Here is a 19,313-nt window from a genome sequence, read left to right as displayed (position 1 = left end):
CGTGTATTCAATATGTTAGTATGAGTCAACGACTCTGTCATCGGTTCGGGCCGGGTCGGCTTCCGTACGCGTCCCGTCGTGACGTCGGCGGCGGGATTGCGATGGCCGCAACCGGCCTCTTGGCGCTCGTCGTCTGGTTCGGTGGCGCGTACCTTACAACTGTTCTCACGGGTAACGAGTCAATCGGGTTCGTACTTGCCGCCGGCGTGTTCTCGATTCCGCTCGCTGTTCCAACCTCCTTCGTCGTCGGGCTACTGCTTTGGCGCAAGGCGTACCCGGAAACATCCCGGGTATCCCACGGTGCTCTCTTCGGCGCGGCAACCGCACTCGCCAGTCTCACGGTCGGGTCGGTCGGCCCGGTGCTGTTCCTCTCGGTTTCGAACCTGCTCCGTGGCACGATGGCCGTGACCGAGGCCGCGACCTTCTTCGCACTGTTTCTTCCCATCTCTTTCGGCTTAGCCGTGGTTGCCGCCGGTTGGGTAATCGTCCCTATCGGTGCCTTCGGCGGGTGGTACCACGAACGAGCGAAAACCGTCGCATAGCGGAAACGAGCTTTTCGTCGGCCGGTTCTTCGTCGGTTGGCCGTTGCCGTTCTCAGTTCACCGACTCGTCAGTTTCCTCACTCGTCGAGCGGTGGGTGGTCGTCGATACAGCTCCGGAGACGGTCGTACTCGTCTCTACGCGCGTCCAGTTCGTCCGCGACCGCACCGCGTCGCAGTCGGTCGCGCTGGTCATCTGTGAGTTCTTCGCGGGCGACCGCCGCGTCCCGTAGCCGGTCGAACGATTCGTCGTGCGTCAGTTCGTGTACTTCGCGGGCACGAGCGACCACGTCGTCGTCGGCGAACCGACTCACGACGGAGACGAGTTCTTTCGTTCGCCACCGTAGCTCGGCGGCGGGTGCTGGCGGCCACGACACGGTCAAAGCCGAGGCGTCGAGCGTATCGAGGAACCGTGTGTTCGCCCCGACAGCCGCCGAAAACGCCTGCGGGTCGTCAACGTAGTGGTCGAGTTTCGACCGCGAGTAGCCCGCGTATTCGACGAGTGTTGCTATCGGCTCATCGCCGACGGTCGCGGTTTCGACATAGTCGGTGAGCCGGTCCGGAACCGCCGGCGTTTCGACGAGCGGGTACGACTCGACGCGCTGTAACCACCCGAGAACGCTCCGAGACGGTTCGTCGCTGACGAATCGTTGGAAGGCGGTTTGGACCATCTCGTTGTACGAGTCGATCGGCGCTCGAAGTTCGTGGACCGGCGCGTCGATGTCGGCTTCGCCGAGTTCCAAGACGCGTTCGAGGCGCTCGATTTCGCGTTCGACCTCGTCCGCGCGCTCTTTGAGGGCACGGCGCGCGTGGCGGTACGTCTCCGTTGCGTCCTGTAGGGAATCGAGGAGTGCCGCGTCCTCGCGGGCCGGTCGAAGTTGCTCTCTCGCGCGGTCGAAGTCGGACGCCGAAAGCGACGACGTGACGCCCGTGGTGAGCGTCTCGTTAGCCTCGATGAACGCCTCCCCGTGGCGTACGTCTGCGGGGACCGATTCGAGGCGGTTCGAGAGCGTATCCCGAAACTCGACGTAGCCTTGGAAGTCGTCGCGGTCGGTCGCCTGGGCTTCGTAGCGGTCTAAAATCGTCGCTACGTCGTGATACGCCTCGGCAAGCGCCCGAAGCTCTTCCGTGCCGATTTCGGCCACCTGCGAGCGCCGCGCCGAGAGGTCGTCGGCCGCCGCTTGCATCGCTTCGACGGGGTCGTCTGCGCGCGATTGACCGTCCATCACGCGTCGCCACCTCGACGTACCGAACCCGGATGCGGGGACAGGGTCATATTCTGAGTGTCATCGCGGGAAGGATGAAAATCTGCTGACCGAGTTGCCTCGGTGAATCGACCCGGTCGCGTCTCACCGATAGTCGGCGAGCACGTCAGCGCCCGCGGTGTCGCCCCGACGTGGCTGGTTATCGTCGGTTCGCCAGCCGCGGTCGTCGTTCCGCCAGTACGATTCGTCTCTCGGTGGCATCACGCACAGAACTGTGGGCCTTTCATGTTAAGCGGTTGCACGAATCACGAAATTGCCCATGCTCGAAGTATCGGGTTCCAGTCCGTCGAAAGGACTTACCACCGACCAACCCTACGAAAGCGCATGTACGAGAAAATCCTTCTCCCTATCGATGAGAGCACCACTTCGAGTGCAGTGCTCCACCACGTCAGCGAACTCGCCCACTGGGGCGACGCGGAGATTCAATTGCTTTTCGTCGCGGACACGTCCCGCGACAGCGTGACCGTCGTCAACAACGACGTGGTCGATGCACTCGAACGCGAAGGCGAAAGCGTCGTCGAGGAGGCGGGCGCAACGCTCGACACGCTCGGCGTCAGTTACGGGACCGATATCGTTCAGGGCAACCCCGCGCCGACTATCGTGGAGTACGCTTCGGAGTACGACTACGACCTCATCGTCATGCCGACGCACGGCCGAAAGGGAATCTCACGCCAACTCCGCGGGAGTGTCACGGAGAAGGTCGTTCGTCTGTCCGACCGCCCCGTCCTCACCGCCCGCATGGACCCCGACGACAAACTCGCGTTCCCGTACGAGCGAATCCTGATTCCGACCGACGGCAGTCGGTCTTCGAAGCGCGCGACGACGCACGGACTCCAACTCGCGGCGGCACTCGACGCGACCGTTCACGTCCTCTCTGTCGTCGATGACTCGTCGCTCGGATTCGACGTGCGGTCGATGCTCTCCGGCGAAGAGAGCGAACAGGGGGCGAACGAAGCGATTTCCGCCGTCGTCTCGGAGGCGACCGACCTCGGTATCACGAACCTCGTCGAACACGTCGAACACGGAACGCCGAGCGACGAGATTCGTGCCGCCGTCGAAGACAACGATATCCACGCCGTCGTGATGGGAACGACCGGCAGAAGCGGCGTTGACCGGATTCTCCTCGGGAGCGTCGCAGAACAGACCGTCAGGTCCGCCCCGGTTCCCGTGATTACGCTCACCGCAGACGAGTGAACAAAGTGAGGTGAGAAACCGTGTCTGAGTATCGAGAGGTGAGAAATTGGTGGGTAAGAAACGCCGAACGAGACCGGTTTTTCTGTTCACTCTCGTTTCGACCCTGCTTTCTCGGCCCGCTCCAGTCTCTCTGCCGTCTTCTTCACCGGTTTCTATCTACTGTCTACGACCCACACGAACGGACGAGCGATGTCACATGTTTCGTTCGATGTACCTGTTGATATCGGCGACGAGCGCCGACTGGAACGTCCAGTACCCTTTCCACCTTCTCGGCTCGGTTTCGAAGGCGAGCAAGGCGACTGGGGTCGCCGACTCGTGTACCGTTTCGGCCGCGTCCTCCGGCGGCGTGTAGACGACGAACCACGAATTTCGGTAGTCGGGCGTGTGCCCGCCGTGGCTCAGAACGCCGAATTCGGGAGAGGGGTGCCAGTCAGGAACTCCGTAGATGTGCGTCTGCACGTCGGTCGCCGCGATTTGCTCGTAGACCTCGCGCGTTCCGCGTTCGTCGTCGATTCGAGAGAGGCGCTGGAACGACGTCCTGAGCCGCCCCGCGCCGACATCCCACGCGCGGCGTTCGATGAACCGAGAGATTGCGATGAGCAGTAACTTCTCCTTGTTCGATTCGGGGTAGCCTCGCAGTGAAAACGGCACGTCGTCCAGTCGCGTCAGCACCTCGGGCAACTCGTACGCCGCGAGGTCTGACTGGCCCGTAATGTAGATATCTGAGTTGACCAACAAGATAGCGTCCATCAACTCGGCGAGCGGAGACGTGGCGAGCACTCGCGTCTCGCCGTCGGCTACCTCACTGAGGATGACGGTGTCGCGCTCTTCGTCCGGCAAATCGAGTTCATCGACGGTCACCGGTTGCTCGTCGAAGGTCGTCTCCAACATCCGCTGAACCGGCGCCGGTTCCGACCGGTTGACGACCGACAGCACTCGTTTCGGGGCATCAACCCGGCCTATGAACCGTTCGAGTGTCATCTAGTCTGACTCCTAACTGTATCGTATTCTCGTGGCGACAAATCAGTTCCCCGCTTATTATTCCGGTTGATAGTGGGATACCGATGTTCGTCGGCGAGGCCGTCGCTCAGTACTCCGTTCCTTTTCTGGCGCGCTGTCCGGCGTCGATGGGATGTTTCACCTTTCGGACGTTCGTCACGAGGTCTGCGGCGTCGTGGAGATACGTCGGGTCCTCGTGGCTCCCGGTCAACACGAGTTCGAGGTGGGCGGGCTTTCGTTCGACGAGGTCAAGCACGTCGGATTCGTCCAACAGGCCCATCGCAACGGCGTAGAGGATTTCGTCGATGATGAGGAAGTGAACACCCGCCTCGGGTTCGCCGTCAAGGTCGAGCGGCGCGGTGAGGTCGGCGTCGGCGGCGGCGTCAACCAGCTCTCGTGCCCGTTCGAGACCGGCGGCGACCTGTTCGGCGTGGTCGGCGTCGTCGCTCCCGTCGGCCATCCCGGCCCACCCGTAGTGCCCGAGGTTTTCGAACGAAAAACCGGGCATCGCCGCGATGGCGTTGTACTCGCCACGAACCGCCTCTACGGAGTCGGCCCCGCCTTTCAAGAACTGGAGCATGTGGACGCGGTACCCGTGTCCAGCGGCGCGAAAGCCCATCCCCATCGCGGCGGTCGTCTTTCCCTTGCCATCACCCCACCACGCCTGTACGAGTCCGAACTCGTCGGGGGCGTCGGGTTCGATGGTTCCCGCTTCGGGTCGAATGCCGCGCCCCGGCGTGTTCGTCCGTACCGAATCGGGAGTCGCTTCCGTGTCAGTGGTGTTGTCTGTGCTGTCGGACTGGTCTATTGTGTCGGTCATTTTGTTGAGGGTCGAATATCGTCGGTTACAGCCGTGTCGTCGGTGTGCCGCACGCCCGCGTTCGGAACGCTTGTCGTCGAAACAAGTCTATTTTCAGTAGCCAAATTACTGTTGGGTCCCTCGCCGCGACTCGGCAGTCGCATCACAATCGGTGGAACCGCGTACCGTCCTCCTGTCGGCTCACGCTACCAATCGACTGCCACTTTTCGTCCGCTTTGCAGTGTCGTCGGAGTCGTGTTTGGTGTTCACGTCCTCGAACGCACGGAATCTGTTCATCGCGGTTGGTAGTATCGGACGTGGGTTGTACACTCCCCCACCCGAATAGCCGCTTTCGGGCCAGCAGACGGTTTTCCGTCGTCGCTGACGGCTCTTGTTGTCGCTGGTGACAGCCTCGATTTCGCCACCCGTCGGTTTCTGCGGTTAACTTATTTAATCGAACACGCCGTCGGTCACGACGAACAACAGACGTGACGAACACAACACACCAACCGGCGGCACGAACAGCAGAACGCGGCATCAGGTACGCTATCGTCGCTGTGTTCCTCGCCGGACTCCGTAGTCGCAAGCCCGCCGCGATGGTGAACGCCGTCTTCGCGCTCGTGGGAACCTTCGTCCCCGACGTGTTCGAGCGGCTGACCGGTGTGACCTTCCACCCGTGGCAACGAGTCTACGTCGAAGTAGCGATGCTGACACACGCCGTCGGCATGCTCGGTCCCTACGACGACGTGTGGTGGTGGGACCACCTCACCCACACCCACTCGGCGACCATCCTCAGCGGCTTCGTCCACGTGCTCGCTCGCCGACGCGGACGCGACCCTTCACAGCGAGTCATCGCCGTCATCGTCTGCGGCGGTATCCTCTGGGAACTCGCCGAATACGCCATCCACCGCGGCGCTGACACGCTCGGAATCGACCCCGTTCTCGTCTCCTACGGTCGAGTGGACACGGCGCTTGACCTCGTGTTCAACCTCGTCGGAGCCGCGCTCGTCATCTTGTTCGGCGACCGCGCGTTAGAAAACCTCGTCTCGAAAAGCGAATCGGACGGTCAGCAGTAGGATTCCTCCGCGTCCTGTACTGCCGGTGGCTCAGTCGGTGACGACGGACCCGCCTCGGTCGTCTTCCGACCCGCCGGAGCCGACGAGTCCCGAACTCGACACCGGTTCGCTGAATTCTGACGACTCTTCGTCGGTTTCCACCGCGTAGTCGTCTAACTCCTTGCGGCGAACGGCCGTCCGCAACCCGACTTCTGCGATATTCCCGGCGTGTTCTGCGGTTCGGCGGAGGCTGTGGAGAGCGTGGGCGTACCGGTAGTCGGCGTCACCCGCTTCGAAGATGCGGCGCTCGATGTCGGTTATCTGTTCGCACACCCGGTCGCGCGCCTCGAAGATGTCGCGGGCGGCCTCTGAGCCGCCGCCGACGAACGCGACGTAGACCGCGGATTCGACCGCATCCCGGACGGTCTGCGAGCAGTCTTCGAGTTCGTCGGCGAGTGAGTTGTCGAGCGAGTCATCGACCGCGGATGCGACCGACGCAATCTGTTCGGCGTGGTCGGCGATACGCTCTAACTCCCGGGCGGCGGCGTGGAGTCGGTAGAGTTCCGTTCGGGTTTCGCCGAGCGCGTCAACCGCATCGAGACGGTCGAGACCGCGGGTGAAGTGGCGGTCAACCATGGCGAACAGCCTATCGGCGCGGTCGTCGCGGTCGCCGAAGCCGCCGATAGTCGCGTCGCCGGTCAGTGCGGCGGTCGCGTCTCGGTGCATCGACACCGCGACGAACTGGAGTTGCCGGACCGACTGGCGAATCGACACCTCGTTTGCGTCGAGGACGTTCCGAGCCGTGACGTGCGTCTCGGACTCCTCGGTTATCGTTACGCCGACGAGCGTTCGTGCGACTCGTCTGATCGTCTGTCGCTGGTCGCTGTCGAACGACCCGTCGGCTTCGACGACGACTTCGTTCGCCCCGGCGGCGTACGCGGCGCGGAGGGTCTGTTCGAGATAGCTGTCGTCGCCAGCGCGAACCGTCACCTGCACCGACGACTGCTCTTCGCAGTCCGGTGGCTGGACCACGAGGACGCCGTCGATATGCGTGTGCAAATCGACGACCGTCCCGGCGGTGATTCCCACACCGTCCGCCCAGTCTCTGGGGAGCGAGACGGTGAACGTCCCGTTGCTGACCTGCTGTATCTTGCGTGTCTCCATTGTTTTGGGGTATGCTGTGAGTGTGGTTCCTGATCGTCACGTCGTCGGGTCCGCTCTACACCACTCTCCGGAACCGAGACAGTGGCGAGAAGAACGAGAGACGCCGCAGACCGGCCGTTCGATGCCTGCAGGTCGTCGGGGGACCACCGTCACGTCGATTCGTCGTGACCGGTGGGCGCTCTCGCGTCGCGGGGGTGCTATCCGAACTTCCCGCTGATGTAGTCTTCGACGCGTTGGCTCTCTGGGTCTTCGAACACCTGTTCGGTTTCGCCGTACTCGACGAGTTCGCCGCCGGTGAGGAACACCGCCGTCTGGTCAGAGATGCGCGCCGCTTGTTGCATGTTGTGAGTGACGATGACGACCGTGTAGTCCTCGGCGAGTTCGTGGACGAGGTCCTCGATTTTCGACGTTGCGATGGGGTCGAGCGCGGATGCGGGTTCGTCCATGAGGAGGACCTCGGGGTCGGTCGCCAGCGCCCGGGCGATACAGAGGCGCTGTTGTTGCCCGCCCGAGAGACCGAGCGCGTTGTCGTCGAGTCGGTCCTGTACTTCGTCCCACAGCGCCGCCTGTCGGAGCGACCGTTCGACCAAGTCGTCAACCGCGTCGTCGTCGCTTCGGCCGAGCAGACCCGCGAGGAATCCGGTTTCGAGGTCGCCGTGTTTTCGCGGGCCGTACGAGATGTTGTCTCGAATGCTCTTCGGGAACGGGTTGGGCGACTGGAACACCATACCGACGCGCTTTCGCAGTTCGACGAGATTGACGCCGTCTTGGTAAATCTCCTCACCTTCGAGCGCGACCGACCCGTCGATACGCGCCGCCTTGATGCGGTCGTTCATCCGGTTGAGACACCGGAGGAACGTCGATTTCCCGCAACCAGAGGGGCCGATGAGAGCCGTGACGCTGTTTTCGGGAATCTCCATCGAGACGCTCTTCAAGGCGTGGTCGTCGCCGTAGTACACGTCGAGGTCCTCGACGGCGAGTTTGGCGGCACCGTCGAACTCGTATTCGACCCACTCGTCGCGGGTCTGCTCTCGCGTTTCGCCGCTCGTCACTTCGAGCGGTTGGCCGGTGCCGCCTTCGATATCGATACCGGTCGTCTGTGTCGATTCAGCCGCCTGTTCCGCGTCCGTCGATTGTGTTGTCTCAGTCATGTGTCACTCGTGCTGTAATTTCCGCCGGAAGTAGTACCGGGTCGCAATACCGACCGCGTAGAAGCTCAAGACGACGACGAGTAGGATGAGCGCCGTCGCCCACCGGAACTCGTCGATGTTGGCGATGTTGGACGACTGCCCGACGCCCGCGGTGATAAGCGAGTACAGTTGGTACGGCAGTGCCGACGTCGCTTGCAGGAGTTCCGGATTATCCACGAACGGCGGTGCGGTCGTGAATTCGAACCCACCGATAACATCGACCGTCTGACTGCCGGGAGGCGCGACACTCCCCGACATCGTCAGGAGAATCGGTGCCGTCTCGCCTGCGATGCGGCCGACGCCGAGGATGATACCCGTGACGATGCCCGGAAGCGCCGCCGGAAGGACGATACTCCGAACCGTCTGCCACTTCGAGACGCCGAGTGCGGCGCTCGCGTCGCGGTATTCGTCTGGAACCGCCAGCATCGCCTCGCGGCTGGTGATGACGACGAGCGGGAGGAGCATGAACCCGAGCGTGAGCATCCCCGCGAGCAACGACTTGCCGTTGCCGAGACGCGGCACGAGAAACGCCAGTCCGAACAGGCCGAAGACGATACTCGGCGTGCTCCACAGCCCGTTCGTGGCGACTTCGACGACCTGCGTGAAGCGCCCGCGTTCGGCGTATTCGGTGATGAAGACGGCCGCGCCGACGCCGAGCGGAACGGCGAACACGACCGCGCCGATGACGAGCCAGATGGTGCCGACGATGGCCGGAAGCACGCCGTTGATATCGTTGAGGAGCGCGACGCCGTTCATCACGAACGGCCACGAGACAGGGAGGGTGAACGTCACGCCGAACAGCGTCGTCTCGGGCCCTGCACCGGGACCGAAGGCAAGTCCGTTGAACAGCCCCGGCAGGCCCTTGAGCACCGTGAAGGCGACGAGGAGGAACAGGACGGCGATGATAGACAGGGCGTTCAGGTAGACGAGGACGTACGCGCCGACGTGGCGGCCGCGCGCGCCGAACCCGCCGTAGGCTTTTGCGGACGCCCACCCGGCGAGAAGCGAACAGAACGCCGTCACGACCGGGATTGCGAACTCCGCGTTGAACGACGCCTGTTGCTCCCAGCCGAGGTCCCAGACCCACGAGGGACCGATGATACCGGCGAGGAAGATTACCCCAGTGAGAATCGCTAGTGACCCCGCGGGGAGCGTCGAGCCGATGTCCTCTCTCGGCAGTGCGGTTGCCGCGAATGCGACGCCGCCGGTCACGAGCGCGGTTGCGCCCCAGCCGACTGTGCCGAGACCGAGCGTCTGCGAGGCGACGAGTCCGCCGACGACGAACCAGAGCCCCGCGAACGCCACCGACGCGACTAATCCGGCGCTCGGGCGGGGTTGCGTGGCGACGTAGCCGAGTCGAGAACCGACGCCGAACGCGACGACCGCGGCACCGAGAACGACCAGTAGCGCGCCGAGTAACACGACCATCGAAACCCCGGCGATGGGGTCGGTGATGGCGACGAACTCGAACAGCGCCGCGAGCGAGAGCGCGAACAGGACGGCGGCGAGACCGACCGCGCTCGCGGCGATTGTCTCCGTCCCCGACGTGTCTTCGTTGACGAGCGAGGACTCGACCGCGCCCGCCATTAGTCGGTCCCTCCGAGCTTCTGGCGCATGCGCGCCTCGATATATTGCGAGCCGATGCTGAGGAACAACACCGTGATAAAGAGGATGACGCCGGCGACGAACAGCGCCGACAGTTGCAGACCGTCGGCGTCACCGTAGTTCGCCGCGATGAGCGACGTCAGGGTGTCGTTCCCGTAGAAGACGTTGTACAGTGGTTTGGTGAGACCGGGACTGCCGCGAAGCATCACGGTCGCGGCCATCGTCTCGCCAATCGCTCGACCGACGCCGAGAAGAACGGCCGCTGAGACGCCTGAAAACGCCGCTGGGAGGGTTATCGAGGTCATCGTCTGCCAGTCGGTCGTGCCGAGCGCGAGCGACCCGCTTTTCATCGATTCGGGAACGCTGTTGAGTGCGTCTTCGGCCACGGAGACGACCGTCGGAAGCGCCATCAGGCCAACGACGACGCCGACGAACAGGTAGGTTCCCTGTCCGACGATGTCGAACTGGTCCGACGCCCACGGGCTGAGGATGGTAAACCCGATGAAGCCGTAGACGATAGACGGGATTCCAGCCAGTATCTCGACGCCGGGCTTGACGAGTTCGCGGACGGTCCGCGGCGCGATTTCGCTGAGAAAGAGCGCGGCGGCCACGCCGAGCGGGGCGGCGACGGCAGTTGCGATGATAGTGACGAGCACCGTCCCGTGAATCATCGGCACCAGCGAGTAGCGAATCGGCGGTGTCACCGGACTCCAGCGCGTCTCGACGAAGAGTCGAAGCCCGGGAATCGGAATTCCGAAGACGGTCATCGTCGCGTACTCGACTGTCGGCCACGCCTCGGCGAAGATGAACACGAGGATGAGCCCGAGTATCAGAATCGTCGAAATCGTCGTCGTCAGCGTGAGCACGCGTGCGGTCAATTCTTGGTGCCGAATCCAGCCGTATCCCGTCGCGACGAGAAACACCGCGAATGGGATGGCCGTCAACGACGAGACGGCCAAAAAGCCGACGAAGGCGGCGAGGAGCGATACCGACGCGACAGCGACCGTGACGAGCGCGTCCGGTTCTGTCTCGTCTACGAAGTCACGACCCCGCTGAAGCTCGCGCCGTACCGCCGTTCGCAGGCCAGCACCGTCGTATTGTGGGAGTATGGTCATGTTTGGAACGTGAATGAATAAAAAACGAGGGTTAGGCCCGTTTTACGTCGCGGTCCGGGCTTACGCTTGGCTCGGAAGTTTCTCCTTTTGTGCCTCGATGTCCTTCGTCGGAAGCGGGATGTAGTTGTTATCCTCGACGAAGACCTTCTGGCCGAAGGTGGTCAAGAACATGTTGATGAAAGCGGCTTCGCGCTTGTCGGTCCCGTTGGGCGTATCCTCCGTGATGGTCGTGTACTGATGGAGGTCGCGGTTGAGCGGATAGGAGCTGTCGAAAATCGTGTTTTCGGCGTCTTTGTCGGGCTTGTAGACCGTTCCCTCGAAGTTGATTGCAATCGGCTTGACCTGCGGGCCGGTAAACGCCAGTGCCATGTAGGCGATGGCTCCCTCGTTTTGCTGGACGACGGTTGCGACCTGCTGGTTCTGACCCTTACGGGTGTCAACGCCCGACATCGGAGCTTCGGCGTCGCCGAGCATGTTCAGGCGGAACGAGGTGTCGGTTCCGGACCCTTCAGCGCGGCCGACCACGTAGATTTCTTGGTCTGGGCCGCCGACTTCGCTCCAGTTGGTAATCTCGTCTTGATAGATCTGTTTGATCTCCTCGCCGGTGAGCTGTGTGACGCCCGCGTCGTAGATGTCCTTCGAGACGACGACGGGCTGGCCGTCGCGGCCGACGACGTGATCGACGTACTTCTCTTTCGCCTCGGACTCGCTGATGCCGAGTTCCGCCGTAATCGGACCCGACGAGTTCCCGATATCGACGAGTCCGTCGCGGGCGGACTTACAACCGGTACCGGAGTGGCTCAGACCGATACTGGTGGCAAACGGCGGGTTCGCCTGCGTTTCGGTCGGCTCGAAGCCGTAGAGGCTTGCGAAGTAGTCGGCAAGACGCATGTCTGGCTCACCGAGGTCCTCCCAGCCGGGGATGGTTCCTTCGTCGTTCGACCCCCAGTACTCGCCGTCGCTCGGCGGCGCGTTAGAGTTCCAGTAGGAGCTTCCGCGGTTCGCAATCGGGTAGACCGTCGAGGACCCCTCGGCGGTGAGCATGGACGGCCCGCTCGACTCGCTCGTGGGTTCGGTCGTCTCTGTCTCGGTCTCCGGCGTGCTCGTCTCTTCATCCGTCGCGGGTGCGTCGGTCGTCTCCCCGGACTGTCCCGAACACCCTGCAAGGCCGGTGATGCCAGCGACACCGGATGCAACGATGAATTCGCGCCGTGATACGCTATCTGCCAACTTCTTAGAGTCGTGCGCCATCACCTCAGTTGACCCGTTTTTAAATAAAATGCGTTTATAATACCACTTTAGTTCTATCAGAGTTCCACGTAACAATAACTACCAGAAATGGGTAGCCGTACTCCCAACGAGCAGTACGTCGTGCTATATATTATTACATAATTGAAACGATAGGAAATATAACGGTCCGGAGAAAACACGCTTTCTATGGGTCAGACGGGAAGTGAACACGAGCGAGATAGTATCATCGGGCTGTCCAAAGACGAGGCGACCGAGCGTCTCGTCGCGGTAGACGATGCACACGACCCCGCGACCGTTCGGGCGGTACTCGACCACGTAACCGAAGACGACGTGGTGACGCGGGCGGGTGTAGACGATGCGGTAACGGATACATCGATGATTCTCTCGACAGCGGAGACGCGCGTCGAACTCGCATCTATCGCGCTTTCCGACGCCCGCGAGACCGCCGGTGATGCGGCGGCAATCGACGCCGTTCGCTCCCGGCTCGAAACCTTCGAATCGAAGGTCTCGACCGCGGCGGACCGCATCGACGAACTCGGCTCGACGGTCCAAACGCTGTCGCGTTGGCATGCGGAGTCGCGTCCGGTTTTCGATGTCGTCACCGGTCTCCGACACGCGGCGTCGGAAGCACAGACGCTCGCCGCGCGTGCGGACGATATCCAACTCAATATCGAGGAGTTCGAGCACTGGATTTCGAATCACGGCGTTCGCGTGCGTGAGTTCGAGGCCGATATCGACGCGCTCGAACACGCGCTTTCCGACCTCGAAGGGAGCGTCGAGACGGTGACCACGGACAGCGACACCGCCGACGAAGCCGACGATAGCGACGACCCCACCGAGACCGACACCAACGCGACCGCGTGGTTCGACGCGACGCTCCGGTCTCACGTGCTTGCGCTCCTCGTCGCCGACGTTCGCGCCGAACTCGCCGACCTCCGCGAGCTGGCCGCCCGCGCGGACGCTGACGCCGACGACCTCGAAACCGGTGCGGCGAGACTCGACGAACTCGACTCGCGTCTCGAACGACTCGACACTCGACTCGACGAACACGCCTGTCCGGCGTGGACGGACGAGTACGGTGAGCGAATCGCGTCCTTCCGTGACCGACTCGACGCGTTCGAACCGCCGGTTTCGTGGGGTGCGGTGCAGTCGGAACTCGAACAGTACCAACCAGAACGAGACGGGTAATCCACCGTTTCGTCTTTTTGTTGTGTCGCCAGCTCAGCGTCCGTTCGTCGGCACCAGCTGACTCGTTTACAAATTTCAAAAATTTTGAAAATTGTGGTCAGTTTGGTGGAACGGTTGGTCGTCACAACGCCGTCCCGACTCGCCTGCATTTATGTAAGTAATACTACGTAAATCGCGTTCAGCGAAGCTACATGTAGGTACGGTTCCTCGATTCAGGTGACGCTACAATGTCTGATTACGAACTCGACCCACTTCCGTACGAGTACGACGCGCTGGAACCCCACATTTCCGAGCAGGTGCTGACGTGGCATCACGACACCCACCATCAGGGCTACGTCAACGGCTGGAACGCCGCCGAGGAGACGCTCGAAGCCAACCGCGAAGCAGGCGAGTTCGGCTCGTCTGCCGGCGCGCTCCGTAACGTCACTCACAACGGCTCCGGACACATTCTTCACGACCTGTTCTGGCAGAACATGTCGCCGGAGGGTGGCAACGAGCCTAAAGGCGCACTTGCCGACCGCATCGCCGAAGACTTCGGCTCCTACGACGCCTGGAAAGGTGAATTCGAAGCCGCGGCCGGTGCGGCCAGTGGCTGGGCGCTTCTGGTCTACGACTCGTTCTCGAACCAGCTTCGGAACGTCGTCGTCGACAAGCACGACCAGGGCGCACTCTGGGGTGCCCACCCGGTTCTCGCACTCGACGTCTGGGAACACTCCTACTACCACGACTACGGGCCGGCCCGCGGCGACTTCGTCTCGGCATTCTTCGAAGTCGTTGACTGGGACGAACCCGCCGCACGCTACGAACAGGCCGTCGAACGCTTCGAGTAGACCGACCGTCTCGGCTTTCACTAGAACTGGTTACCACTGGTCCCACGACGAGAATCGGTCCCCGACTTCGCCCACTTTTGTTACTCCCGACCGACGGCCCAGTTAGTGTCTTCTGGTCCTGACCGACGACTGTCGTCCGGTTTTGGTCGCGGTTCTTCCGCGTCACAATCCGGCTCTCTCGCGTCACAATCGCGTTTTGACCTTCTGTTTTCCGCCGTCTCTGACTCGCTCGTACTGCTCGACCGCCCAGTCGAGCGCTTCTTCGGTATCGTTTATCAAAATGCCTCGAATTCCGCGGTCGGTGTAGACGATGACTCCTGCGTGGTCGTCGTCCGCAATCCACAGTGAAAATGCGCTCGGAACCGTACGATGGGCGACCGTAATCCGCTTGTCGGCGGTCGCTTCGTGCGTCTTCTCGGGGAACAGTGTCTGTACCTGTTCGAACACGTCTCTCGGGAGCACGAAATCGAGCTGGTACTCCTCACCGCTCGTGGCGGCCCGGTAGACATCCTCGGCGTAGCCGGCCATCACGATGGGTGTGAATCCCCGGATTTCGGTCGCCGATTCGACCGACTCCAAGAACACCCGAACTATCTTGTCCGGGACTTCCGTCGGGGCCGTGTACACGTCCGCATCGATGAGAAACCGGTATCCGATGGTCGTATTCGGCGGTAACTCCTCGATGACCGGTGTGGCTCGGAGGAGACTTTCGATCTGGTTTGCGTAGTCAACGTACGCGTCCAGCGCGTACTGCCCGAGATGCGTGAGGTGCCACGTTCCGTTTCGGTACGCGACGAGACCGGCGTCGTCGAGTTTGCGAACGATGTCGTCGAGCGTTGACCGCGGCATGTCGAGTGCGTCCACGAGGTCGCGTTTCGCTTGTGGGGACTCGGTGAGTTCCTGGAGACACTCTTGTCGCCGATTGAGTAACCTGACTATGCTCGTGAGACGTTCTGCCATATCACAAAATAATTTTTTACTCACATTAATACTGGTGCTAATTACATGCCTTGCGGTCGTCCCGATTCGATGCCGTGACCGTATTTGGGGTAGTGACATTTCACATCCCGCTAACCCGACCGCACGGGTGGCAGTTTCTCACACCGGTTCGAACGTTCCAACCCCGTACGGGAAGGTAGAGTAATCACAATCTGTCGAGTTCCATCGGATGCCATGTCACAGCAGACAAGGCGTTCGTTCCTGCGGAAAAGCGCGGTAACTACTGTTGGTCTCGGTGCGGTCGCAACCGGCGGTGCGGCGGCGGAATCCAAGACGCCGGCCAGTGAAGTCACCGCGGGTCACGTCGACCCGGAGGACGTTCACGTCGTCGGCGACGGTATCACGACGCTTGCGTCGTGGCCTTTCAGCCGCGATTTCAACGACCTTACACCCGGCCAAATCTCCGCCGTTAGTTCGTTGGCCATCGTCGAGGGCGGGTATTACGAATTCGACGTTTCGTACTCCCCGGAACTCCCACTCGGTCTCTGTTTCCTCGACATGGGTACGGAGAAGTACTACACGGCACGCGTGACCGATAGCGGCCAGTACAACGTCGAGTCGCCCGTCGGTATCCCCGAAGACAGTGCGGCTGTCGGTGTCCTCAACTACTCCGACAACAGCCGCGACCTCTCGGGTGACTTCTCGGTAGACAACTAATCGGAAGCAAGTAACCGGTCGTCGTTACACTAGCGTTTATCGGTCGGACACGCCCGGTCGAGCGCTGTCGTGCGACCGGCTGTGTCTCGTCGCAAACGCTACTATCGTAGGGCGACTGCGGTACGAGCGGTCTCGACGCTGGTACCGCGGTGTTCACCCCGTCCCGTGATTGCTCCCTTCGGGGTGGACGCTCTGCTCTGTTTCGTGTCACACTCGCCGCGTTGTGGTCCTCGTCGCTTCCCGACTCGCATTATTCGCCGCTCGATTCGTTGTTCACGCGGAATTCATCGTCCGTCACCGTCGCGTTAAACGTCTCTCCGGGGGGTATCTCTCTGTCTGTTTCGTCGGTCGAGGCTCCGGTTTCGGGCACTGTGCGAAGCGTAACTTCCTCACCGCTCTCGAACGCACCCCCGTCTTGTCCTTGCGGGGCTATCCGTCCCGTGGCCTTTCCGTCGGCCGCCACGACGGTTTCTATCTCGTTGACCGCCGAGACCGACTGCGTGTCGAGAGCGACGACGGCTTGCACGCGCGGCGGTGCCGTGTCGTTTTTGGCCACGTAAACCTGAAGCTCGTCGGCTTCGGCTTCGATTTGGTAGTGGAGCGACGACTCACCGTCGAAGTGGCTTCGAACCGTCTCGTTTGTCTGTGTGATTTCCCACGCCGTTTCGACCTCGCTCGAAGTGAGCCTGTCGTGTGGGTCGATTACCGCTACCGTGTGGCTCTCGGAGGACGGTGCGTCCGAGGCTGATTGGAGGGCTGTCACAGCCGGTGAGTCCATCGTTATCGAGGCGGCGACCGCACCGCTCGCCCCGAAGGCGACGAGTGCGGCCACTGCGAGCGCGATTGTTTTGTGTCGCATGGTGTTCGTTCCTGTTGGTGGTGAACCGAAGAGCGGAAGTCCGTCTCCTCTGATTCACCCGGTTCCACGTTGTGTGAAAGACCTCATATGTTTTGATTGGAAACGAGTTGGAAAGCCGTTGTAAACGCGTCTCAAAACGTGTTACTGGCCGTTTCGGCGATTATTGGAGGTATACCGTATTCCCCATCCCACTGCGTTTGCGCTCGACGAGGCTTCGGTTTTCGAGTTTGTCCAGCGTCCTGCTCACCGTCGCTTTCGAGAGGTCGGTCTCTTCGACTAACTTCCGCTGTGCGAGTTTGCCATCGGCCTCCAGTAAGGCTGTGTAAATCACCGCCTCGTTGTTCTTGAGGCGTTCCGCGGTCGATTCCCACCGCTCTCGGTCGGCCTGGACGGTTTCTGTGCCACCGTTGGTCATCACTCTGCTTTGGTCGGTTGCATGCGGCGCGTTCGACGGGTGCGGTCGGTTCGAGACGTGGCTCGACCGGTCGTGGAGTACGAGATACGTTCCGCTGGAGCCGCAAATCACCGCCGCGACGACGACGACCGCAACCTCATTGTAGGTGAAATACTGGCCGATTTGCGCCGTCTGCATCCCGTTGTCACCGAGCGAGACGACGACCGGTGACGGCGACAGGAGTTGGACGGCGAGAGTGAGCGTGGCGGCGATAAAGACGACCGCCGCGACGAGGTTGACGTTCCGGAGGGCGCGGAAATTCATACGGACAGATATTTAACACTAAGTCTTAACGATTACCGTTTGTAGGGTTCTGAAACGCCGTGAAACGCGTTTCAAACGCCTTCCGAACGCGTTTCACCCCGATATTCAACTGGTCTTTCACCCAATAGTCATGTATGGACACTGAAATTCGCTCTCGGCTCGCTATCCTCGTCGTTCTTGCGGTCGTTGGCGTCTGTCTCGCGGGTGTGGGGACCTCGTTCGGCGTCGGTTCGGCGGGGACCGGGTCGAACGCGGAGTTCGTGGTCGGCGCGGACAACGTAACGGTCACGAACGGTAAGGAAAACGCGACCGTCGTCGGCAACATCTCCAACGTCAGCCACATCGAGATACGGCGGGTCGATTCGACGCAGTTCCAAGTGAGCGCTGAGAGACAGACGCCGCTGAACGCGACCGAACGAAAACAGGCAGTCGAGATCGCGCGACACAACGAAACTGTCCGTCAGTTAGGGGTGTTGGATGACTCCTCTATTACCGTCTCGCCGGTCCCGAAAATTTCGACCGGCCAACTCACTGCTATCGATACCGACAACTCGACCGGCGAAACGACCACGTTCACCGCACGGGTCGATACTGAACTTAATGAGACCGACGACGGTGCCGTCGTCCGGCGTGCGACTCGTGACCGGTACGTCGATAATCGCGCTGTCGTCCTCGTAGACCATCCCGAAACGGGCGAGTTGCAGTACTCGATCACGGTCGATTTAGCGAACCGCTCTGTCGTCAGTGTCGTCGATCAAGCGGCGCTCCGCCGTAATGTGTCCGCCGAACCGACTTCGGAACAATCGGACTCGTAAGGTCGTTCTCACTCGATTAGACCTGTTTCCGTTCGCTCGTAGTATAGGAACAGTCCACGAACGGGTTCTCTCAGTGAGGTTCTGTCTCTGGCTTAGCTCTGAGTTAGTTCTGAGTTAGTTCTGAATCAGGCGCTGGTTCTGAAACAGCCTTCGCCTGAGTCGCTACTGGCTCGCGTCGAAAAATCAGGACTCTCGGCGACTACTCGGTCGAAAAGACCGTTTCGAGGTCTCGACCGACGCAGGGACCGAAGCGTTCGCCATCGGCGGCGTACCGGTACAGTGCGGTTCGGGCGACTACGCCGACCACCTGCGCGGCGACCATCGACCCGACGAGGACGACGAATCCGGCCGCACCGACGAGGAACGCGAGCGCCCCGCTCCCGAAGAAGTACGCCCATCCAAGACCGACGAGACCGACTACTCCGACCGGGAGAAACACGAACGAGACTCCCAGCGACGCGGAGACGCTTTCGCCCCACGTCTCACGGAACGCGTCACCACTCTCGCGGAGGAGCGACCGCAGGCTTGCCGTCTCTTCGAGGACGATAACTGGGACGATGAAGAACGTCAAGAGCGCCCACCCGAGGTCGAACATAATTCGAGCGGCCGACCCGAACACGCCGAACTTTTCGTCGATGACGTAGAGCACGGTCCCGAGCGTGGCCGCAGTCACCGACCAGAGAGCGATTGTCCGGCGCACGCGCCACGCCGCCGCAAGCCCGTCGCGGACCGAGGTCGATTCGCCGTCGAAGTACTGCGAGGCGCAGTGGACGATGGCGGCGTTGAAGAACGTTCCGACGCTCGAAGAGATCGAGATACCGGCGAAGACGCCCGCGTATCGGAGGATGTCGTTTTCGAGCACGGATTCGACGACGCCGTATCGGAGTCCGACACCGAGTACGACGAGGAATGCACTCCCCGTGGCGAGGAGACTCAGAAAGGGGAGGAGAGCTAAGCGCGGGTTGTCGCGGAAGACGTCGATGCTGTCATCGACAACACCGAGACCGCGGCTGAATCGACCTGCCATATGCGACAGTTCTCAATACAAAAACATAAATGTTCAATTGATAG

19 protein-coding genes are annotated in these 19,313 nt (G+C 61.6%); 7 read left to right on the top strand and 12 right to left on the bottom strand.

Annotation, left to right across the window (positions count from 1 at the left end):
- Nucleotides 1–101 precede the first annotated feature (101 nt).
- Nucleotides 102–542 carry a hypothetical protein gene (locus tag C440_RS02725; RefSeq protein WP_008318029.1) on the top strand — a complete coding sequence of 147 codons (441 nt, stop codon included), beginning with the start codon at nucleotides 102–104 and terminating at the stop codon, nucleotides 540–542.
- Nucleotides 543–619: 77 nt separating this feature from the next.
- On the opposite strand, the gene C440_RS02720 is transcribed toward C440_RS02725, so the two are convergent.
- Complete coding sequence (locus tag C440_RS02720; RefSeq protein WP_049915192.1) at nucleotides 620–1,765, bottom strand: DUF7118 family protein; 1,146 nt, start codon at nucleotides 1,763–1,765, stop codon at nucleotides 620–622.
- Between the two features lie 363 nt (nucleotides 1,766–2,128).
- On the opposite strand from C440_RS02720, the gene C440_RS02715 reads away from it, so the two are divergent.
- On the top strand, nucleotides 2,129–2,998 hold the full coding sequence (locus C440_RS02715; protein WP_008318028.1) for a universal stress protein: 870 nt from the start codon (nucleotides 2,129–2,131) through the stop codon (nucleotides 2,996–2,998).
- 192 nt (nucleotides 2,999–3,190) lie between these two features.
- Here C440_RS02715 and C440_RS02710 read toward each other — a convergent pair whose 3' ends face one another.
- Both C440_RS02710 and C440_RS02705 read right to left on the bottom strand, forming a co-directional pair.
- Complete coding sequence (locus C440_RS02710; RefSeq protein WP_008318026.1) at nucleotides 3,191–3,979, bottom strand: DICT sensory domain-containing protein; 789 nt, start codon at nucleotides 3,977–3,979, stop codon at nucleotides 3,191–3,193.
- A gap of 106 nt (nucleotides 3,980–4,085) precedes the next feature.
- Nucleotides 4,086–4,817, bottom strand: a complete 732-nt coding sequence (locus tag C440_RS02705; protein ID WP_008318025.1) for a cob(I)yrinic acid a,c-diamide adenosyltransferase — start codon at nucleotides 4,815–4,817, stop codon at nucleotides 4,086–4,088.
- Between the two features lie 467 nt (nucleotides 4,818–5,284).
- Here C440_RS02705 and C440_RS02700 point away from each other — a divergent pair, with 467 nt between their 5' ends.
- On the top strand, nucleotides 5,285–5,872 hold the full coding sequence (locus C440_RS02700; protein WP_008318023.1) for a hypothetical protein: 588 nt from the start codon (nucleotides 5,285–5,287) through the stop codon (nucleotides 5,870–5,872).
- 30 nt (nucleotides 5,873–5,902) lie between these two features.
- Here the strand turns inward: C440_RS02700 and C440_RS02695 are convergent, their stop codons facing one another.
- The 5 genes from C440_RS02695 to C440_RS02675 form a co-directional block, all read right to left on the bottom strand.
- Entirely contained in the window at nucleotides 5,903–7,015 is a 1,113-nt protein-coding gene (locus C440_RS02695) for a phosphate uptake regulator PhoU (RefSeq protein WP_008318021.1), read from the bottom strand.
- A gap of 197 nt (nucleotides 7,016–7,212) precedes the next feature.
- Nucleotides 7,213–8,166 (bottom strand): phosphate ABC transporter ATP-binding protein PstB, encoded by a 954-nt coding sequence (gene pstB, locus C440_RS02690; RefSeq protein WP_008318019.1) that lies wholly within the window; start codon nucleotides 8,164–8,166, stop codon nucleotides 7,213–7,215.
- Between the two features lie 3 nt (nucleotides 8,167–8,169).
- Complete coding sequence (gene pstA / locus C440_RS02685) at nucleotides 8,170–9,792, bottom strand: phosphate ABC transporter permease PstA (protein ID WP_008318018.1); 1,623 nt, start codon at nucleotides 9,790–9,792, stop codon at nucleotides 8,170–8,172.
- Nucleotides 9,792–10,925 carry a phosphate ABC transporter permease subunit PstC gene (pstC, locus tag C440_RS02680; protein WP_008318016.1) on the bottom strand — a complete coding sequence of 378 codons (1,134 nt, stop codon included), beginning with the start codon at nucleotides 10,923–10,925 and terminating at the stop codon, nucleotides 9,792–9,794. The genes pstA and pstC overlap by 1 nt, the downstream gene beginning before the upstream one ends.
- A 60-nt stretch (nucleotides 10,926–10,985) precedes the next feature.
- Entirely contained in the window at nucleotides 10,986–12,176 is a 1,191-nt protein-coding gene (locus C440_RS02675; protein ID WP_008318014.1) for a PstS family phosphate ABC transporter substrate-binding protein, read from the bottom strand.
- Between the two features lie 186 nt (nucleotides 12,177–12,362).
- Between C440_RS02675 and C440_RS02670 the strand changes: the two genes are divergently transcribed.
- Together C440_RS02670 and sod are read left to right on the top strand one after the other, a co-directional pair.
- Nucleotides 12,363–13,364, top strand: coding sequence for a coiled-coil domain-containing protein (locus C440_RS02670; protein WP_008318013.1), 1,002 nt, complete (start codon nucleotides 12,363–12,365; stop codon nucleotides 13,362–13,364).
- Between the two features lie 227 nt (nucleotides 13,365–13,591).
- The gene (sod, locus tag C440_RS02665) at nucleotides 13,592–14,194 is read left to right on the top strand and encodes a superoxide dismutase (RefSeq protein ID WP_008318011.1); all 603 of its coding nucleotides are present in this window, start codon (nucleotides 13,592–13,594) and stop codon (nucleotides 14,192–14,194) included.
- A gap of 183 nt (nucleotides 14,195–14,377) precedes the next feature.
- Here sod and C440_RS02660 read toward each other — a convergent pair whose 3' ends face one another.
- Nucleotides 14,378–15,154 carry a helix-turn-helix transcriptional regulator gene (locus tag C440_RS02660; RefSeq protein ID WP_008318010.1) on the bottom strand — a complete coding sequence of 259 codons (777 nt, stop codon included), beginning with the start codon at nucleotides 15,152–15,154 and terminating at the stop codon, nucleotides 14,378–14,380.
- A gap of 213 nt (nucleotides 15,155–15,367) precedes the next feature.
- Here C440_RS02660 and C440_RS02655 point away from each other — a divergent pair, with 213 nt between their 5' ends.
- The gene (locus C440_RS02655; RefSeq protein WP_008318007.1) at nucleotides 15,368–15,850 is read left to right on the top strand and encodes a hypothetical protein; all 483 of its coding nucleotides are present in this window, start codon (nucleotides 15,368–15,370) and stop codon (nucleotides 15,848–15,850) included.
- A gap of 250 nt (nucleotides 15,851–16,100) precedes the next feature.
- Here C440_RS02655 and C440_RS02650 read toward each other — a convergent pair whose 3' ends face one another.
- A complete protein-coding gene (locus tag C440_RS02650) occupies nucleotides 16,101–16,709 on the bottom strand; it encodes a hypothetical protein (RefSeq protein WP_008318004.1) in 609 nt (202 codons plus the stop codon).
- 160 nt (nucleotides 16,710–16,869) lie between these two features.
- Nucleotides 16,870–17,427 carry a helix-turn-helix transcriptional regulator gene (locus tag C440_RS02645; RefSeq protein WP_008318002.1) on the bottom strand — a complete coding sequence of 186 codons (558 nt, stop codon included), beginning with the start codon at nucleotides 17,425–17,427 and terminating at the stop codon, nucleotides 16,870–16,872.
- A 134-nt stretch (nucleotides 17,428–17,561) separates the two neighbouring features.
- Between C440_RS02645 and C440_RS02640 the strand changes: the two genes are divergently transcribed.
- A complete protein-coding gene (locus tag C440_RS02640; protein ID WP_008318000.1) occupies nucleotides 17,562–18,242 on the top strand; it encodes a hypothetical protein in 681 nt (226 codons plus the stop codon).
- A 199-nt stretch (nucleotides 18,243–18,441) separates the two neighbouring features.
- Here C440_RS02640 and C440_RS02635 read toward each other — a convergent pair whose 3' ends face one another.
- The gene (locus C440_RS02635) at nucleotides 18,442–19,269 is read right to left on the bottom strand and encodes a DUF6159 family protein (protein WP_008317999.1); all 828 of its coding nucleotides are present in this window, start codon (nucleotides 19,267–19,269) and stop codon (nucleotides 18,442–18,444) included.
- Nucleotides 19,270–19,313 lie beyond the last annotated feature (44 nt).

The organism is Haloferax mucosum ATCC BAA-1512 (assembly GCF_000337815.1).
Classification (GTDB): domain Archaea; phylum Halobacteriota; class Halobacteria; order Halobacteriales; family Haloferacaceae; genus Haloferax; species Haloferax mucosum.
This window is presented reverse-complemented; position numbering and strand designations above follow the sequence as displayed.

Excerpts from the sequence above, each read along its gene's own strand:
- C440_RS02725 (WP_008318029.1), top strand. The coding sequence starts at position 102 with ATGGCCGCAACCGGCCTCTTGGCGCTCGTCGTCTGGTTCGGTGGCGCG.
- C440_RS02720 (WP_049915192.1), bottom strand. The coding sequence starts at position 1,765 with ATGGACGGTCAATCGCGCGCAGACGACCCCGTCGAAGCGATGCAAGCG.
- C440_RS02715 (WP_008318028.1), top strand. The coding sequence starts at position 2,129 with ATGTACGAGAAAATCCTTCTCCCTATCGATGAGAGCACCACTTCGAGT.
- C440_RS02710 (WP_008318026.1), bottom strand. The coding sequence starts at position 3,979 with ATGACACTCGAACGGTTCATAGGCCGGGTTGATGCCCCGAAACGAGTG.
- C440_RS02705 (WP_008318025.1), bottom strand. The coding sequence starts at position 4,817 with ATGACCGACACAATAGACCAGTCCGACAGCACAGACAACACCACTGAC.
- C440_RS02695 (WP_008318021.1), bottom strand. The coding sequence starts at position 7,015 with ATGGAGACACGCAAGATACAGCAGGTCAGCAACGGGACGTTCACCGTC.
- pstB (WP_008318019.1), bottom strand. The coding sequence starts at position 8,166 with ATGACTGAGACAACACAATCGACGGACGCGGAACAGGCGGCTGAATCG.
- pstA (WP_008318018.1), bottom strand. The coding sequence starts at position 9,792 with ATGGCGGGCGCGGTCGAGTCCTCGCTCGTCAACGAAGACACGTCGGGG.
- pstC (WP_008318016.1), bottom strand. The coding sequence starts at position 10,925 with ATGACCATACTCCCACAATACGACGGTGCTGGCCTGCGAACGGCGGTA.
- C440_RS02675 (WP_008318014.1), bottom strand. The coding sequence starts at position 12,176 with ATGGCGCACGACTCTAAGAAGTTGGCAGATAGCGTATCACGGCGCGAA.
- C440_RS02670 (WP_008318013.1), top strand. The coding sequence starts at position 12,363 with ATGGGTCAGACGGGAAGTGAACACGAGCGAGATAGTATCATCGGGCTG.
- sod (WP_008318011.1), top strand. The coding sequence starts at position 13,592 with ATGTCTGATTACGAACTCGACCCACTTCCGTACGAGTACGACGCGCTG.
- C440_RS02660 (WP_008318010.1), bottom strand. The coding sequence starts at position 15,154 with ATGGCAGAACGTCTCACGAGCATAGTCAGGTTACTCAATCGGCGACAA.
- C440_RS02655 (WP_008318007.1), top strand. The coding sequence starts at position 15,368 with ATGTCACAGCAGACAAGGCGTTCGTTCCTGCGGAAAAGCGCGGTAACT.
- C440_RS02650 (WP_008318004.1), bottom strand. The coding sequence starts at position 16,709 with ATGCGACACAAAACAATCGCGCTCGCAGTGGCCGCACTCGTCGCCTTC.
- C440_RS02645 (WP_008318002.1), bottom strand. The coding sequence starts at position 17,427 with ATGAATTTCCGCGCCCTCCGGAACGTCAACCTCGTCGCGGCGGTCGTC.
- C440_RS02640 (WP_008318000.1), top strand. The coding sequence starts at position 17,562 with ATGGACACTGAAATTCGCTCTCGGCTCGCTATCCTCGTCGTTCTTGCG.
- C440_RS02635 (WP_008317999.1), bottom strand. The coding sequence starts at position 19,269 with ATGGCAGGTCGATTCAGCCGCGGTCTCGGTGTTGTCGATGACAGCATC.